Below are 15,587 nucleotides of genomic sequence, written 5' to 3' on the forward strand. Positions count from 1 at the left end.
ACATTCGTTCACCCCAACCCCACCCGCTGGAGCATCTCATGACCACCCCCCGCATTGACTTCTACACCGCCTCCCCCGCCGCCCTCAAGGCCATGCTGACGCTGGAAGGCAGCATCGCCAAGCTGGGCCTGGAGCCCAGCCTCATCGAGCTGGTGAAGATGCGCACCTCGCAGATCAATGGCTGCGCCTTCTGCCTGGACATGCACAGCCGCGATGCCCGCGAGGCCGGTGAGAGCGAGCGCCGCCTGCACGTGCTGCCGGCCTGGCGCGAGACGACGCTGTTCACGCCGCGCGAGCGCGCCGCCCTGGCCTGGACCGAGGCGATCACGCTGATCACCCAGGGCCACGCCAGCGACGCCGACTACGCCGCCGCCACGGCCGAGTTCAACGAGGCCGAGATGGTCAACCTGACGCTGGCGATCACGACCATCAATGCCTGGAACCGCTTCGCCATCGGCTTCCGCAAGGCATTGCCCGCCTGAGCGGCCTGATCAGGCGTAGCCGTCAACGCCATTGACGAGCCGCGCGCACAGCCGCGGCTCGCCGAGCTTTTCCAGCCACCAGGCTAGCGCCCGGCCGTCCCCGGCGCGCCAGCCCAGGTAAAGCGTGTTGGGCTCGCGCGGCACGCTGGCCTGCTTGGCCACCAGCTCGCCACGCTTGAGCAGCGAGGCCACGCGCACCTCCGGCAGCCAGCCCACGCCCAGCCCGGCGCGCTGGGCCGCAATCTTGGCCGTCATGCTCGGCACGGCCAGCGTGGCCTGGCCGGCGCCGTGGCCATAGGCTCGGCCATCGCCACGGCGTGAGCTGTCGGCCACGACGACGGCGCGGTGGGCCTGCATCTGCTCGGCCGTCAGCGGCCCCTTGACCTTGGCAAGCGGGTGGCGGGGTGACACCGCGTAGACCCAGCTCAGCACGCCCAGCTCACGCCACTGCACACCGGCCTGCGTGGGCGGCTCGTTCGTCGCGCCGATGACGAGGTCGGCTCGGCCCTCGGCCAGCGCCTCCCAGGTGCCCCCCAGCACCTCGTGCGTGATGCGCAGGCTCACGCCCGAAGCCAGCGCATCAAAGTCCTGGATGACCGGCATCAGGCTCTCGAAGGCGATCAGCTCGTCGGTGACGATCCACAGCCGGTCCTCCCAACCCTTGGCCACCTGCGTGACGCGCCGCGTCAGGCGCTGCATGTCGTCGCGCAGCCGCGTGGCCTCGCGCACCAGCAGGGCGCCGGCGGGCGTGAGCTGCAGCCGGTAGCGGCGACGGTCGAAGAGCAGGGCGTCGAAGCGGGTCTCGATCTGGCGCAGCGTGTACGACACGGTCGACGGCGCCTTGCCCAGGCTGGCCGCGGCGCGCGTCAGGCTGCCGCTGGCCCCGATGGCCTCCATCAACTGGATCTCGTCGTCGCTGAGCATGATGTTCGAAAGCCTTGCACGAGTCGGCCAACACGGCCGTGCGTCAAAAGGGACGCTGAATCCGAGTATCGAGTCCACGGCAAACAAGCCGCTAACCGCAGACCCAAAGGAAACCATCATGTCTTCACGCTTCACCAACAAGACCGTCCTCGTCACCGGCGGCACCTCCGGCATCGGCCTGGCCGCCGCCCGCGCCTTCAAGGCCGAAGGCGCCCACGTCATCGTCACCGCCCGCCCAGGCAAGCAGCACGAGGCCGAAGGCTTCGAGCTGGTGGCGCTGGATGCGTCTGACGTGCTCGGCGCCCGCGCGCTGGGTGCCCACCTCGCCGCCGCCGGCCGTCAGCTGGATGCCGTGTTCGTCAACGCCGGCATCGCCGAGTTCGCATCCCTGGCCGATGCCAGCGAAGACCTGTGGGACCGCACGTTCAACATCAATGCCAAGGGCGCCTTCTTCCTGATCCAGGCACTGCGCCCGGTGCTGGCCCGCGGCGCGTCCATCGTGCTGAACGGCTCCATCAATGCCCATATCGGCATGCCCAACTCGGCCATCTACGCCGCCAGCAAGGCCGCGCTGATCTCGATGGCCAAGACGCTGTCGGCCGAGTTGCTGCCGCAGGGCGCGCGCGTCAACGTCATCAGCCCGGGCCCGGTGACCACGCCGCTGTACGGCAAGCTGGGCTTCGACGCCGACACGCTGACGCAGGTCGCCGCGCAGATCCAGAGCCAGGTGCCACTGGGTCGCTTCGGCACACCGCAGGAGATTGCGTCCACGGTGCTGCACCTGGCCGCGCCTGAGTCCGCCTTCATCGTCGGCACGGAAATCATCGTCGACGGCGGCATGAGCCAACTTTAAGGAGCACACATCATGAAGCGCTTCATCTCCGCAATCGCTGCCGTGCTGCTCGCCGCTGGCGTGCAGGCTGCCACCATCGAAGACCGCAGTGCCACCGCCAATAGCCTGCAGCTGCACTACCTCCAAGCTGGAGCGGGTGCGGAAACGCCGGTCGTGCTGCTGCACGGCTACACCGAGACCAGCCATATGTGGCGGCCGCTTATCGACAAGCTGGCCGACCGCCGCGTCGTCATCGCACCCGACCTGCGCGGCGCCGGCGGCTCGGCCAAGCCCGATGGCGTCTATGACAAGAAGACGCTGGCCCAGGACGTGCACGCCCTCGTCAAGGGCCTGGGCCACCGCAAGGTCAAGATCGTCGGCCACGACATCGGCCTGATGGTGGCCTATGCCTACGCGGCCCAATACCCGGACGAGGTGGAAAGCATCGTGCTGATGGACGCCTTCCTGCCCGGTGTGGGCGACTGGAAGAACGTCTGGCTGCTGCGCGACCTGTGGCATTTCCACTTCCACGGCGAGACCGCGCTGCAACTGGTGGCCGGCCGGGAGCGCATCTATTTCGAGCACTTCTGGAATGACTTCGCGGCCGACAAGACGCGCTCGCTGTCCGAGGCCGACCGGCAGTTCTACACGGCGGCCTATGCTCAACCGGGCGGCATGAAGGCCGGCTTCGGCTACTTCAAGGCCTTTGAGCAGGACGCGGCGGACTTTGCCGGCTTCGCCAAGGTCAAGCTGCAGCAGCCCATGCTGGTGCTGACGGGCGAGAAGGCGTCAGGCACCTTCCTGATCGAGCAGGCCAAGCTGGTGGATGACAAGGTCGAAGGCGTCGTCATCAAGGGCTCGGGCCACTGGCTGATGGAAGAAGCGCCGGCGCAAGTCATACCCAAGCTGGTGGACTTCCTGAACCGCCGCTGACCTTGGCGGTGCGGGTTGCGACAATCGAGGTTCTGCCTGAATCTCGATTGCCATGACCACCCGTACCGTCTTCGGCGCCTGCCCCCACGACTGCCCCGACACATGCGCGATGCAGATCACCGTCGAAAACGAACGCGTGATCAAGGTGCAGGGCCGCGCCGACCATCCCAACACGCACGGCGCGCTGTGCACCAAGGTCTCGCGCTACCCCGAGCGCACCTACCACCCCGAGCGCCTGCTGCACCCGCTGAAGAGGGTCAGCAAGAAGACCGAAGCGCCGGCCTTCGTGCGGGTGAGCTGGGCCGAGGCCATCGCCGACATCGCCGCCCGGCTCCAGGCGGTGAAGGACCCGCAGTGCATCCAGCCCTACAGCTATGCGGGCACCATGGGCCTGATCCAGGGCGAGGCCATGGCCGGCCGGCTGTGGAACGCGCTCGGCGCTGCGCGGCTGGACCGCACCATCTGCGCTTCCGCCGGCGGCGCCGGCCTGGCAGCCACCTATGGCCACAAGCTGGGCATGCACACGCGTCACTTCGCTGGCGCCAAGCTCATCATCATCTGGGGCAGCAACTCCATTGCGTCCAACCTGCATTTCTGGACCTATGCGAACCAGGCCAAGCGCGAAGGCGCCAAGCTGATCTGCATCGATCCGCGCAAGACCGAGACGGCGGACAAATGCCACCAGCACATCGCCGTGCTGCCCGGCACCGACGGTGCGCTGGCCCTGGGCCTGATGCATGAGCTGATCCAAAACGGCTGGCTGGACCAGGACTACATCGACAACCACGTCGACGGCTGGGATGAACTGCGCGGCAAGGCCCTGGACTGGCCGCCCGAGCGCGTCGCCGAGGTCTGCGGCGTCACGCCCGACGAAGTGCGCGGTCTGGCCCGCGACTACGCGACCACGACACCCGCCGCCATCCGCATGAACTACGGCCTGCAGCGCGTTCGCGGTGGCGGCAATGCGGTGCGGCTGATCGCGCTGCTGCCCTGCCTGACCGGCGCCTGGCGCCACCAGAGCGGTGGCGTGCTGCTGTCGGCCTCGGGCTGGAACGCGCCGTACAAGAACCCGGATCTGGAACGCCCGGGCCTGCTCGCCGGGCGCACACCGCGCATGGTCAACATGAGCACCATCGGCGACGCGCTGCTGCAGGCCGCCCCGCCCATCGAGGCGCTGATTGTCTACAACAGCAATCCCGTCGCCGTCGCGCCGGAGTCGCCCAAGGTGGTGAAGGGCTTTCAGCGCGAAGACCTGTTCACCGTCGTGCTCGAGCACTTCATGACCGACACGGCCGACCTGGCCGACTATGTGCTGCCCGCCACGACCCAGCTCGAGCACCTGGACGTGCACACCTCCTATGGCCACACCGATGTGCTGATGAACCAGCCGGCTGTTGCGCCGCTGGGCGAAGCCAAGACCAACACGCAGATCTTCCGCGAGTTGGCCGCGGCGATGGGCCTGACGGATCCCTGCTTCAAGGACAGCGATGAGGACCTGGCCGCGCAGGCCTTCACGTCAGACATCGACATGGGCCTGCTGCGCGAGCAGGGCTGGCAGCCCCTGCCCATTCCCGAGGCGCCATTTGCCGAGGGCGGCTTCCGCACCCCCAACGGTCGCGCGCAGGCCGCCGGCGCCGACTACGTGCCCAACTACGAAAGCGCGCAAAGCTCGCCCGAACTGGCCGCGCGCTACCCACTGGCCATGATTTCGCCGCCGGCGCGCAACTTCCTGAACAGCAGCTTTGTCAACGTGAAGAGCCTGCGCGACATCGAGAGCGAGCCCATCATCGAGATGCACCTCGGCGATGCCGTCGAGCGCGGCCTGGCCGATGGCGCCCTGGTGGCCGCATTCAACGACCGTGGCCGCTATGTGGCCAAGCTCAAGGTCAGCACGCGCGCGCGGCCCGGCGTCGTCAACGGCCTGGGCGTGTGGTGGCGCAAGCTCGGCGTGCAGGGCAGCAATGTCAACGAGGTCACCCACCAGCGCCTGACGGATATGGGCAATGCCCCGGCCTTCTACGACTGCCTGGTGCAGGTTGAAGCTGCCTGAACTTTCCTGACGTGATTTTTGACGTCTGAACCGGGCGGCTAACGGCGCGATGCGCCGGGACGCGTTGGCACAATCCGTGCCCGGCGCCGCGCACGAGGATGCGGTGCCGAGAACACAAGGACAGGGAGAACGATGGAGGGCCTCTTCAAGGCTGGGCTGCGCCATGTGGCGGCTGCCTGTGGACTGATGCTGCTTGCCGCCTGCGGCGGCGGTGGAGGCGGTGGCGGTGTGTCGACACCGACGCCGACGCCGACGCCGCCAACGGCGCCCGCCGTGCCAGACCCGGTCGTGCGCCTCAGCGCCTCGGCCACCCAGCTCTACGCCGGCGAGTACGTGCAGTTCACCGCTGGTGATACGCAGAATGGTGTCAACTGGCGCTGGGAGTTCAGCGACGGCGCAGCGGCCGAAGGCCTCACCGTGGAGCGCCGTTTCGCCCAGGCGGGCAGCTTCACCGCCACGGCCGTAGCGCAGAACAGTGCCGGCGTGACGGCGCGCGCCAGCACCACCGTCCAGGTCGAAGCACAGCCTTCGCCAGTGGCACGTGCTGCAGGCTCACTCTTGCCAGGCTGCAGCGGCCTGCACTGTGCGGTGGCTGCGGATGGGGGCTATGCCGGCAGCGGCGTCGGTGTCTGGCGTTTGCGCAACGCCGGCGCCACGTCCCAACTGGTCGACGTGGACATCGCCAACGTGCAGCCTGGGCAGTCCGTGACGCTGGTGTTCAGCAACGGCCAGGCCAGCGATGCCACCGAGCTACCGAAGAGCGGCAGCGCGGCGGTGGTCAGCCTGGGCGCGGCACCGAACGCCCGAATTCAGGCTGCCAGTGCATCAGCTGCCGACGAATCCCATCACGACGCCCTGCACGCGCGCATGCTCGGCCTGCAGCAGCAACAGTCGCTGGAGGATCTGCAGGATCAGCAACTGCCTGCTCGGCCCCTGCCGGAGAGCGCCATCGAGCCGCGCCGCCGCGCCCTCGCCGCCGCCGAGGTCGGCAGCACACGCATCTGGAACGATCTCTATGACGATCCCGCCAAGCCCGTGCCGTTCATGGCCAGCGTGCTGAGCACCTGCAGCACCGGAACCGGCCGTCGCCTCGTCTTCTGGGTGGACCAGGCGCTGACCACGGCCCGCACGGTCGAAGCGGCCCAGATCGAGCCCCTGAAGCGCAGCTTCTGCGGCGACCAGGGCGGCTTTGCGCGCGTCATCGCCATGCTCGGCGACGTCTGGGGCGGCAGCGAGGTGGCCAACCGACCGTGGCTGATCCAGGAAAGCGCGGCGCAGCTGCAGGACGTGAACATTGTCGTCACCGACCACATGGGCGCCGACGCCTCCGCGGCCGGCTACTTCTATGGGCTGAACAACTCCTACCGCTGGCGCAACAGCCGCTACGCGAATTCCAACGAAGCGCTGGCCTTCTTCGTGAACGGCACGGGCCTGGCAAGCAACCCGACCTTCTACGCGTCCACGCTGGTGCACGAGCTCACGCACATGGTGACCTATCACCAGGGCACGATCCAGCGCGGCCTGCTGCACGACGCCTGGTTGGAAGAGACGGCTGCCATGGCCACCGAAGACCTGCTGGCCGAGACCATCACGCCGGGCGCCAACAAGATCGTCATCTTCCGGCTGCCCAGCTACCTCCGTTCTGGTGGCAGTGTGGCCATGATCGACTGGCTGGAGGGTGCCGATAGCGCCAACTACGGAGCCGGCGGCAGCCTGGCCGCCTTCTTGAATCGGCGCTACGGCAGCGGCTGGTGGCGCCAGTTGGTGACTGATTGCAGTGCGACGGTCAGCAGCTACATCTGCCTGGACACGCTGCTGCGGCGCGCCGGCAGCGAGGGCCTGGCCGACGAGTGGGAGCGCCTGGGCAGCAGCGTGTTCGGCGGCATGCCGCAGCGCCATGCGCCTTGGGGCTACGGCTTCCCCCAGGTGCAGTGGGAAGGGCTGTGGCTGATGGGCACCGACACCGCGCAGCAGGCCACCAACCGCAAGCCTGCGTCGATCAACGGCCTGACGCGCTTCGGCGGCACCGGGCACACCTACCTGGACGATCAGGTACCGGCTGGCGCAACGCGCTACCAGCGCCGCGGCGTGCGCGTGCCGGCGGGCACCGTGCTGACGGTGGTAGTGCGCTGACGGTTACTTGCGCGGCGAGGCGGGTGGTGACAATCGCGGCTCCATTCGCATCGCCATTTCGCTTGATCTCTGCACGCGCCCTGCTCGTTGCCGCCGCTGCGCTCTCCCTGAGCGGCTGCGGCGCCGTGGGCCATTGGGGCCAGGCCGCCGGCGGCCATCTGGGCATCGTTCGTGCCGCCAGGCCGGTCAGCGACTGGCTGGCCGACCCGGCCACCCCACCCGAGCTGGCCGAGCGCTTGAAGCTGACGCAGCAGATGCGCGACTTCGCCACCGCGCGCCTGGCCCTGCCCGACAACAACAGCTACCGCCGCTATGCCGACCTCAAGCGGCCAGCCGTCGTCTGGAACATCGTCGCCGCGCCCGAGTTCGGCTTCCAGCTCAAGACCTGGTGCTACCCCATCATGGGCTGCGCCGGCTACCAGGGCTGGTTCGACCGCGATGCCGCGCAGCGCCACGCCGACGAGCTGAAGGCCGAGGGCTGGGAGGTGCAGGTGCAGCCCATTCCCGCCTATTCGACGCTGGGCTGGAGCCGCTGGTTCGGCGGCGACCCGCTGCTGAACACCTTCATCCGCTACCCCGAGGGGGAACTGGCGGCCATGGTCTTTCACGAGCTGACCCACCAGCGCGTCTACACCAGCGACGACACCGGCTTCAACGAGGCCTATGCCACCGCCGTCGAGATGCTCGGTGCCCGCGAATGGCTGGCGGCCAAGCCCGAGGCCCTGGTTGCCTTCGAGGCCGGGCGGGCGCGGCGGGCGCGCTTCCTGGCGCTGGCGCGCGAAGGGCGGGAGAAGCTCAAAGCGGTTTACGCCGGCCCGGCCGAGTCGCGTGCCGAAGCCAAAGCCGCCGTCATGGCCGAGCTGCGCGAACGTGCCCCCAAGGAGGCGCCAGGCTACGAAGCCTGGTTCCAGCGTGCCAACAACGCCAGCTTCGCGATTCTTTCTGCCTATGACGAACTGGTGCCGGCCTTCACGCGCCTGTTCGAGCGCGAGGGTCGTGACTGGGTCAAGTTTCACGCGGCCGTCGAACGGCTGAAGCCGCTCGCGCGCGAGGAGCGTCGGGCTACATTGAAGAGCCTTGAGGGAGGGACTTATGACACTGATCCTGCGACGCGCCCGGGCCAGTGATGCCGCAGCGGTTGCCGAGCATCTGGCCGAGCCGGACATCTTTCCTGGCCTGCTGCAGCTGCCCTATGCCAATGCAGAACTGTGGCAACAGCGCCTGAGCACGCCACCCGCCGCTGGCTCGCCCGAGCTGTTCCTGTTGGCCGAACGTGACGGCAAGCTGCTCGGCAGCGCCGGCCTGCACCCGGTCGGCGCCCAAGTGCGCCGCCGCCACGCAATGGCGCTGGGCATCTCGGTGTCGGCCGCGGCGCAGGGGCAGGGCATTGGCGGTGCCTTGATGACTGCGCTGCTGGACTACGCCGACAACTGGGCGCAGGTTCTGCGCGTGGAGCTGACGGTCTACCAGGACAACGAGCGCGCAATCCGGCTGTACGAGCGCCATGGTTTCGAGCACGAAGGGCGGCTCAGGGCCTATGCGCTGCGTGATGGCGTCTACGTGGACGCGCTGACGATGGCGAGGCTGCATCCGAAACAACCGTCAGTGCGCAGTTAAACCTTTACCTCGACGTTGAATGAGACGCAGAGAACATCCAACTGGCCGCAAGCGTTGAAGTTGAAGCGCAGATGGCGATGCTTTGAATCTGGAGGCACCGAGCCGCTTTCAACGTGCCGAGCGAGCCATTCCGAATGAATGACCTCGCAGGAGCCGTCGTATGACTCTCCTTCAAGCAGTTGCTCAGCTTCTTGCCAGCGGAATGCACAGACTTGAAGGAACTGGATGCGGATTGGCTTTTCTGACCAGTCTTGGAACGTGAGGCTCAGCACACCGCCGGCCAAGCCAAGCTCAGGGTACTCAGCATCGGCGGTGCTGAAGCCTGGCTGGATCGATTCGATCCGTTGCATGAGCGGCAGCGTTTCCCTCATGGCAACGCCTGCCCCCGCGCCGCCTCGATGGCCGTGTGGGCATGGGGAATGTCGGTCTCGGTGATGGGGCCATCGCCCCAGTCGCCGCCCAGGGCCATGCAGCCGTAGACAAGGGGGCCGACGTCTATCAAATGGGTGTTAAGCGGCTGGCTGCGGCGCATGTTCATGCGATGGAGGTGGGGCCGGAATCATGCGCCAGCGGGTGGCTGTTGCGCCAGCCGAACAGGCCGAACAGGCCGGCCAGGACCGCGGCGAGGCCCGCGATGATGGCCGTGGCGCTGGCGACGTGCAGCAGCCGGCGGCGCTGCCTGGCGCTCAGCATGGCTTTGCGTGCCGGAGTCTGCGCGAGCTCGTGAATCAGCATGATCTCGTGCTGGCGCTCCTCGATGGCGCGCGCCAGTTCGCTGCCGTGTTCCATGCGGCGCGCGAGTTCGCGCACCGCCTCCAGCTCGCGCTCGCGGATGCGCAGGCCTGGCGCCTTCAGCGGGCTGCCCATGGCGCGGGCGCGCATATAGAGGGCCTTGGCGGCCAGGCGGTCGGGCTGGCAGCCCCAGCCTGACTCCAGGCAGGCGGCCAGGTTGAAGGTGGCATCGGCATGGCCTTGGGATGCGGCGACGGTGTAAAGCGCCACGCCGCGCGGTGCATCGGGGTCGCCACCCCAGCCGGCGACGAGGATGCGGCCTAGATGGAATTTGGCAGTCAGGCTGCCCTCGCTGGAGGCGCGCTCCAGGCGCTCACGGGCCTGCACCGGGTCCCGCGGCAGGCCCAGGCCCTCAAGCTGGCAGAGCGCGAACATGGCCAGTCCCTCGGCGTCGCCCGCGTCGGCGGCGACGCGGAACCAGTAGACAGCCTGTTCATGGTCGGGCTCGGGCGCACGGAAATGCGTCAGCCCCTCCATGAGCGGGTCGAGGCAGAGCGGGTCGGGGTCGACAAGGCGCATGGATCCTCCCTGGGCTTCGGCTGGCTTTGCGCCAGGCTTTTCTGCGCCTAAGTATGGAGGCAAATGCGCCCACGGCAGTGGCACCGCCCTTCTCGCTTAGAGTGGGGTGCACGAGACAACGGAGAGCCGCTGATGGCCGAGATCCGCATTCACCGAGACCACGACCTGGGCCTGAAGAAGGCCCGCGAGATTGCCTGGAAATGGGCCGAGCAGGTCGAAGAGAAGTTCGACATGGAATGCACAGTGCATGAGGGTGACGACGGCGACACCGTGGAGTTCACGCGCTCCGGCGTCAAGGGCGAGCTGACCGTGGCGGCCGACCACTTCGACCTGGTGGCCCAGCTTGGCTTCCTGCTCGGGGCCTTCAAGAAGACGATCGAGGGCGAGATCGAGAAGGAACTCGATGCGCTGCTGGCGGCCGGCAAGAAGAAGGCACCGGCCAAAAAGAAACCGGCTTGAGCACAGGCCCAGCCGGTTCTTGGGCGCCGACGGCGCCGGTTTACTTCAGGGATTCGATGAGGTCGATGTACTGCTGCATCGCGTCATCGGTGCTCGTGCCCTTGAGCTCGTTCCATGCGTCCCACTTGGCACGACCGACCATGTCGGTGAAGCCGGGGCGCTTGCCGTCGACGTCGCCGGCGCTGCCTTGCTTGTAGAGCGCATAGAGCTTCAGCAGCGTCATGTTGTCCGGCCGCTCGGCCAGGTTCTTGGAGTCGGCGACAGCGGCTTCGAATTGGTCTTTCAGGCTCACGGGGGTTCTCCAGGCTGATTGGGGCGTCGATTCTCATGACAATCGACCGACGGGCCGCCGAGTTTAGGCCCGGCCAATAACGAATCCGAGGAGACGCATGGGCCCCAGCAGCGAACGCATGTCCAAGGTGGATACCGCCTGGCTGCGCATGGACACCGAGGCCAACCTGATGATGATCGTCGGGGTCTGGTCCATCCGCCCCGGCATCACGCTGGCCGCGCTGCGCGAACGCGTGGCCGAACGGCTGCTGCAGTACCCGCGCTTCCGGCAGAAGGTCGTCGAGGACGCCTTGCTGGGCGCCCAGTGGGTGGCCGACAAGGATTTCGATATCGCCCGCCACGTCGTCGCCGAGGTGCCGCTGCCCCTGCGCGGCCAGAGCCGTGATGAGGTGTTGCGCGAGCGTGTCGCCGAGCTGTGCTCCGAAGCGCTGGACCCGGCCCACCCGCTGTGGCAGTTCCAGCTCATCGAGGACATGGGCGACGGCACGAGCGCGCTGATCGCCCGCATCCACCACTGCATTGCCGACGGCATCGCGCTGATCGCCGTCATGCTGTCCATCACCGATGGCGGCAAGGCGCCGCCCAAGCGCGCGGCAAAAGATGTGGAAGAGCCCGGCGAGGCCGACTGGCTGCTCGACGCTTTCCTGCGCCCGATCAGCAACCTGACCGTCAAGGCCATCGGCATGACGGGCAAGGGTGTGGCCAAGGGCGTGGACCTGGCCATGCGTGGTGACACGCCGATGGATTCGTCGCTGGAGATGGCCCGCATGGGCTACCAGGCCGTGTCCGACGTGGCCGCCTTCGCGCTGATGCCCGACGATTCGCCGACCCGCCTCAAGGGCAAGCCCGGTTCGAAGAAAACCGTGGCCTGGGACGACAGCCTGGCGCTGGACGAGGTCAAGGCGGTGGGCAAGGCCTTGGGCGCTTCCATCAACGACGTGCTGCTGGCCTGCGCGGCCGGCGCCATCGGCCGCTACCTGGCGGACAAGGGCGACGACCCGGCGGGCAAGGAGATCCGCGCCATGGTGCCGGTCAATCTGCGCCCGCTGGAGCAGGCCTGGCAACTCGGCAACCGCTTCGGCCTGGTGCCGCTGGTGCTGCCCATCGGCATCGCCAACCCCATCGAGCGGCTGTTCGCGGTGCGCGCGCGCATGAGCGAGCTCAAGGGCAGCTTCCAGCCGGTGATGGCCTTCGGCCTGCTGTCTGTCGCCGGCCTGCTGATCAAGCCCGTGCAGCACGCGATGCTCAACCTCTTCGCCAAGAAGGCGACGGCGGTGATGACCAATGTGCCGGGCCCGGCCGAGGCGCTCAAGTTCTGCGGCTCGACGGTGGAGAAGGTGATGTTCTGGGTGCCGCAGTCGGGCGACATCGGCATGGGCGTCAGCATCCTGACCTACGCCGGCCGCGTGCAGTTCGGCCTCATCACCGACACCGGCCTGTGCCCCGACCCCGAGGCCATCATCGCCAACTTCGCACCGGAGTTCGAGAAGCTCTTGATGTTGTCGCTGATGATGCCGTGGGAAGCCTGAGCCCCTCGTCCAAGGACATACCTTGGCCGGTCCCCCGAGGTGACGGCGATGCTTGCCGGATTGACCAGCAAGCACATCGCCTTACGCGGGCCGGCTAGGGAGCGGCCCGGCGCTCGGCCCGCAAGGCGCGCGCTCCGGCTGGGCTCACTTCGACTTGGGCACCGCCGCCGTCGTGACGGCGTTGGCCTTCTTGGACTTGGCCTTGCCGGCGGCGGTGGGATAGGCCATCGTCACCGTGGCCGGGTCGGCCTTTTCCAGATAGGACGCGAACTGCGCTTCGTCGCAGGGCTTGGCGTCGTTGTAGTACCGGTGGTCGCCCTTGGGGCGTTCGCCGGTGAAGGTCGGCGCCACCGCGCCGGCGGCGTAGTAGGTGGCGACGTGGCTGGCATAGGCCTGGGCGCAACCATCGTGCAACACGGCCTGGGCGTGGCTGGCCGGTGTGTCGGCCGCGAAGGCCGGCAGCGCGGTGACCAGAGACGCAATGGTGACTGCGAGGGTTCTCATGGCGGACCTCCTTGCTGCTCAAGGTGAGCCCAAGGCTACGCCTAAGTGCAAGCAAATGCACGCCGCACTGCACCAATCAAAAGGCGCCCGAAGGCGCCTTTGCATCGACTCAGCCCTTGGGCGCGGAAGGCGCCGTGGCCGGCTTCTTGGCCTTGGGGCGGCCGGCGGCGGAAGGGTAGGCGCGCATGACGAGGGCAGGGTCGGCCTTGTCGAGATAGGCCGCCAGCTGCTCCTCGGTGCAGGGCTTGGCGTCACCGTAGTACTGGGAGTCGCCGGGGTATTTGTCGCCGCGGTACTCAGGCGCATTGCCGGCTGGGTGATGGGCGCTGAAACTGGCGTAGCTTTGCGCGCAGCCGGTGCGCAATTCGGAACGGGCCTTGTGCACGTCAGCGTCATCTGCGAGGGCAACGGTGCCGGCCAGGCAGGTCAGGGTGGCGATGAGGATCTTCACGGCGTGGCTCCTTGGAAAGTCCAGTGACTTTCAACATTAGGTCGGCCGCGCCGGAAAAACAAAAGGCGCCCCGCAGGGCGCCTCGTTGGCTGACGATTCGAAACGATCAGCGGCGAATCACAGGCGTTTCACAGACGGAAAGGCTCGGCCTTCTTCTTGGCGGCGGTCGGGCGGCCAGCGGCGGTCGGGTAGGCGGCCATCACCTTGGCCGGGTCGGCCTTGTCCAGGTAGGCGGCGTACTGCTGCTCGGTGCAGGCCAGCAGCTTGCCCGGCTTGGCTTCGCCCTTGTACTTGCCATTGGCGTAGACAAACTGGTACTCGTTGGACGGGACCGGCGTTGCCACGCTGCTGGTGTCGGTGTAGCTCTTGGCGCACTCGGCGCGCAGTTCGGCCTGCTCGGGCGTGGCGTTGTTGCCGGCTTGGGCGGCAAAGACGGTGACGGCAGCGAAAGCGGGGATCAGGAACTTCATGGCGCGGTCTCGTGTGGGGGGTGGCTGGTGGGGACGAAGCTTACGCCGCGACGCGCTGACTTGCACCCCCGGAGGCACGGGAGATCGGGTCGTGAACTCCGTCACGATCTGCGATCGGTACCGTGAATTACTCCTCAAGTTCCTCTTTGGCCAGCTCGATGTCGAGCAGTTCCATCGCGTCCATCGCGTCGCAGGCAGCCGCGTCGGCGTACAGCTTTTCGGCTTCCTTCATGCGCTTGTCGCCCTCCAGCATGACGAGGCCGTTGGCACGTTCGATCATGGCGATGGCACTGGCCGGGTTGAGCTTGAGGGCCTGCTCGAACATCTTCAGGCCGGTGGCCGTGTCAGCACCTTGGGTGCGGCCCAGCAGCTTGCCGACCTTGTCGATGACTTCGGCGTGGAAGGCACCCAGCGCGATGTGGGCGTCAGCGTGCTTGGGCGCGAGTTCGATGGTGGTTTCCAGCGCGTTCTTGACCTTGCTGCCCAGGCCTTGCGCCAGCGCCTTGGCGACGCTGATGCCCTGGCCGTAGCGGCCGATCGCGTAAGCCTGCCAGTACCAGGCGTTCGGGTTCTTGGGCTCCTCGCCCTGCTGCGCCTCGGCGCGCTCCGCGATCTCCAGGAACATCTCCAGCTTCACCTTCTCCTTCTTCTCGAGGTAGTTGGCGTAGATGCCCTGGGCCTTGTTGGCGACCGTGATGCCGGCGCCACCGGCGGCGAGGCCCGCGTCGTAGGCTGCCTGGAAGTCACCGGCATGGAAATGAATCCAGGCCTGCAGCACCGCGGCGTCCTTGGGGAGGGGCTCGGCGTCACCGGCATGCAGCCGCGCCCAGTGCTTCTTCAGCGTGGCCGGCGTGTAGACGAAGGCGCTGTTGTCGTAGGGGAAGGCAGTCCACTTGGCCATCGCTTTTGTCTCCATCAGGGTTGTGATGATTGGTATTGGCCGGCGAGCTTGAAGAGGTGTTCCTTGGACGCAGGCTCAAGGTAGGGTAGCAGCAGGGAGAGCGCGTGGAAGGCGCCACGCATCAGCGCTGCGCCGGCGCGATCGGGCTCCAGCGCATGGCGCGGGTCGCGCACGTATTCGTAGCTCAGCCAGTAGCTCACCACCACGACCATCGCGTTGGCCGTCGGCGCCGCCTCGCGCAGGTCCATCTTCAGCGCGCCGCCCAGGTGCAGCCCCGACAGCACGTGGCGCATCGCCTGCTCCTTGGCGGCAAGCAGGGTCTGGAAATGGGTTTCGAGGCGGCGGTTCTTGAACAGCAGGTCGTTCAGGTCGCGGTACAGGAAGCGGTGCTTCCAGATCAGCTCGAACAGCATGTGGAAGAACAGCCAGGCGTCCTCCACATTGCGCACGTTGTCGGCCGCGGCGAGCAGCTCGTTCAGCTCGGCCTCGTAGCGGCCGAAGAGAGCGTTGACCAGTTCGTCCTTGGCCGGGTAGTGGTAGTAGAGGTTGCCCGGGCTGATCTTCAGTTCCGCCGAGATCAGCGTCGTCGACACATTGGGCTCGCCAAAGCTGTTGAACAGCTCCAGCGTGACCTCCAGGATGCGCTCGGCGGTGCGGCGGGGGCGTTTGGGGGTGGGCATGTCAGGAGCGCGCGGCCGCC

Annotated in this window: 19 protein-coding genes; 9 read left to right on the plus strand and 10 right to left on the minus strand. The window is 67.4% G+C overall.

Annotated elements, in window-relative coordinates; translation table 11 throughout:
- Positions 1-38 precede the first annotated feature (38 nt).
- Positions 39-482 (plus strand): carboxymuconolactone decarboxylase family protein, encoded by a 444-nt coding sequence (locus ASC91_RS05810; protein ID WP_056193646.1) that lies wholly within the window; start codon positions 39-41, stop codon positions 480-482.
- 9 nt (positions 483-491) lie between these two features.
- On the opposite strand, the gene ASC91_RS05815 is transcribed toward ASC91_RS05810, so the two are convergent.
- Complete coding sequence (locus ASC91_RS05815) at positions 492-1,406, minus strand: LysR family transcriptional regulator (RefSeq protein ID WP_056193648.1); 915 nt, start codon at positions 1,404-1,406, stop codon at positions 492-494.
- Between the two features lie 118 nt (positions 1,407-1,524).
- Here ASC91_RS05815 and ASC91_RS05820 point away from each other — a divergent pair, with 118 nt between their 5' ends.
- The 6 genes from ASC91_RS05820 to ASC91_RS05845 all read left to right on the plus strand — a co-directional run bounded on the left by ASC91_RS05820 (position 1,525) and on the right by ASC91_RS05845 (position 8,971).
- Positions 1,525-2,259, plus strand: coding sequence for an SDR family oxidoreductase (locus ASC91_RS05820; RefSeq protein WP_056193974.1), 735 nt, complete (start codon positions 1,525-1,527; stop codon positions 2,257-2,259).
- Between the two features lie 12 nt (positions 2,260-2,271).
- Complete coding sequence (locus ASC91_RS05825; protein ID WP_056193650.1) at positions 2,272-3,171, plus strand: alpha/beta fold hydrolase; 900 nt, start codon at positions 2,272-2,274, stop codon at positions 3,169-3,171.
- Positions 3,172-3,223: 52 nt separating this feature from the next.
- Entirely contained in the window at positions 3,224-5,221 is a 1,998-nt protein-coding gene (locus ASC91_RS05830) for a molybdopterin-dependent oxidoreductase (protein ID WP_056193652.1), read from the plus strand.
- 132 nt (positions 5,222-5,353) lie between these two features.
- Positions 5,354-7,354, plus strand: a complete 2,001-nt coding sequence (locus ASC91_RS05835) for a PKD domain-containing protein (RefSeq protein ID WP_056193654.1) — start codon at positions 5,354-5,356, stop codon at positions 7,352-7,354.
- 62 nt (positions 7,355-7,416) lie between these two features.
- A complete protein-coding gene (locus tag ASC91_RS05840; protein WP_327082872.1) occupies positions 7,417-8,481 on the plus strand; it encodes an aminopeptidase in 1,065 nt (354 codons plus the stop codon).
- Complete coding sequence (locus ASC91_RS05845; protein WP_056193657.1) at positions 8,447-8,971, plus strand: GNAT family N-acetyltransferase; 525 nt, start codon at positions 8,447-8,449, stop codon at positions 8,969-8,971. The genes ASC91_RS05840 and ASC91_RS05845 overlap by 35 nt, the downstream gene beginning before the upstream one ends.
- On the opposite strand, the gene ASC91_RS05850 is transcribed toward ASC91_RS05845, so the two are convergent.
- The 3 genes from ASC91_RS05850 to ASC91_RS05855 are packed head-to-tail and all read right to left on the minus strand — an operon-like array spanning position 8,968 to position 10,282.
- A complete protein-coding gene (locus ASC91_RS05850; protein ID WP_056193660.1) occupies positions 8,968-9,342 on the minus strand; it encodes a hypothetical protein in 375 nt (124 codons plus the stop codon). The two genes, ASC91_RS05845 and ASC91_RS05850, sit on opposite strands and share 4 nt — an antisense overlap.
- Complete coding sequence (locus ASC91_RS29270; RefSeq protein ID WP_157281201.1) at positions 9,339-9,509, minus strand: hypothetical protein; 171 nt, start codon at positions 9,507-9,509, stop codon at positions 9,339-9,341. The genes ASC91_RS05850 and ASC91_RS29270 overlap by 4 nt, the downstream gene beginning before the upstream one ends.
- Complete coding sequence (locus ASC91_RS05855; RefSeq protein ID WP_056193663.1) at positions 9,506-10,282, minus strand: tetratricopeptide repeat protein; 777 nt, start codon at positions 10,280-10,282, stop codon at positions 9,506-9,508. The genes ASC91_RS29270 and ASC91_RS05855 overlap by 4 nt, the downstream gene beginning before the upstream one ends.
- Before the next feature lie 132 nt (positions 10,283-10,414).
- On the opposite strand from ASC91_RS05855, the gene ASC91_RS05860 reads away from it, so the two are divergent.
- On the plus strand, positions 10,415-10,741 hold the full coding sequence (locus tag ASC91_RS05860) for a polyhydroxyalkanoic acid system family protein (protein ID WP_056193666.1): 327 nt from the start codon (positions 10,415-10,417) through the stop codon (positions 10,739-10,741).
- 40 nt (positions 10,742-10,781) lie between these two features.
- Here the strand turns inward: ASC91_RS05860 and ASC91_RS05865 are convergent, their stop codons facing one another.
- Positions 10,782-11,033 (minus strand): acyl-CoA-binding protein, encoded by a 252-nt coding sequence (locus tag ASC91_RS05865; protein WP_056193669.1) that lies wholly within the window; start codon positions 11,031-11,033, stop codon positions 10,782-10,784.
- A gap of 97 nt (positions 11,034-11,130) precedes the next feature.
- Here ASC91_RS05865 and ASC91_RS05870 point away from each other — a divergent pair, with 97 nt between their 5' ends.
- Positions 11,131-12,561, plus strand: coding sequence for a wax ester/triacylglycerol synthase family O-acyltransferase (locus ASC91_RS05870; RefSeq protein ID WP_056193673.1), 1,431 nt, complete (start codon positions 11,131-11,133; stop codon positions 12,559-12,561).
- Positions 12,562-12,705: 144 nt separating this feature from the next.
- On the opposite strand, the gene ASC91_RS05875 is transcribed toward ASC91_RS05870, so the two are convergent.
- The 5 genes from ASC91_RS05875 to ASC91_RS05895 all read right to left on the minus strand — a co-directional run bounded on the left by ASC91_RS05875 (position 12,706) and on the right by ASC91_RS05895 (position 15,567).
- Positions 12,706-13,065 carry a hypothetical protein gene (locus ASC91_RS05875; protein ID WP_056193676.1) on the minus strand — a complete coding sequence of 120 codons (360 nt, stop codon included), beginning with the start codon at positions 13,063-13,065 and terminating at the stop codon, positions 12,706-12,708.
- Positions 13,066-13,174: 109 nt separating this feature from the next.
- The gene (locus ASC91_RS05880) at positions 13,175-13,516 is read right to left on the minus strand and encodes a hypothetical protein (RefSeq protein ID WP_056193679.1); all 342 of its coding nucleotides are present in this window, start codon (positions 13,514-13,516) and stop codon (positions 13,175-13,177) included.
- A 128-nt stretch (positions 13,517-13,644) separates the two neighbouring features.
- Positions 13,645-13,986, minus strand: coding sequence for a hypothetical protein (locus ASC91_RS05885; RefSeq protein WP_056193682.1), 342 nt, complete (start codon positions 13,984-13,986; stop codon positions 13,645-13,647).
- 127 nt (positions 13,987-14,113) lie between these two features.
- Entirely contained in the window at positions 14,114-14,887 is a 774-nt protein-coding gene (locus ASC91_RS05890; RefSeq protein WP_056193980.1) for a hypothetical protein, read from the minus strand.
- A 14-nt stretch (positions 14,888-14,901) separates the two neighbouring features.
- Positions 14,902-15,567, minus strand: coding sequence for a TetR/AcrR family transcriptional regulator (locus tag ASC91_RS05895; protein ID WP_056193685.1), 666 nt, complete (start codon positions 15,565-15,567; stop codon positions 14,902-14,904).
- Positions 15,568-15,587 lie beyond the last annotated feature (20 nt).

Source organism: Pelomonas sp. Root1237 (genome assembly GCF_001425055.1).
In the GTDB taxonomy this organism is placed as follows: domain Bacteria; phylum Pseudomonadota; class Gammaproteobacteria; order Burkholderiales; family Burkholderiaceae_C; genus Pelomonas.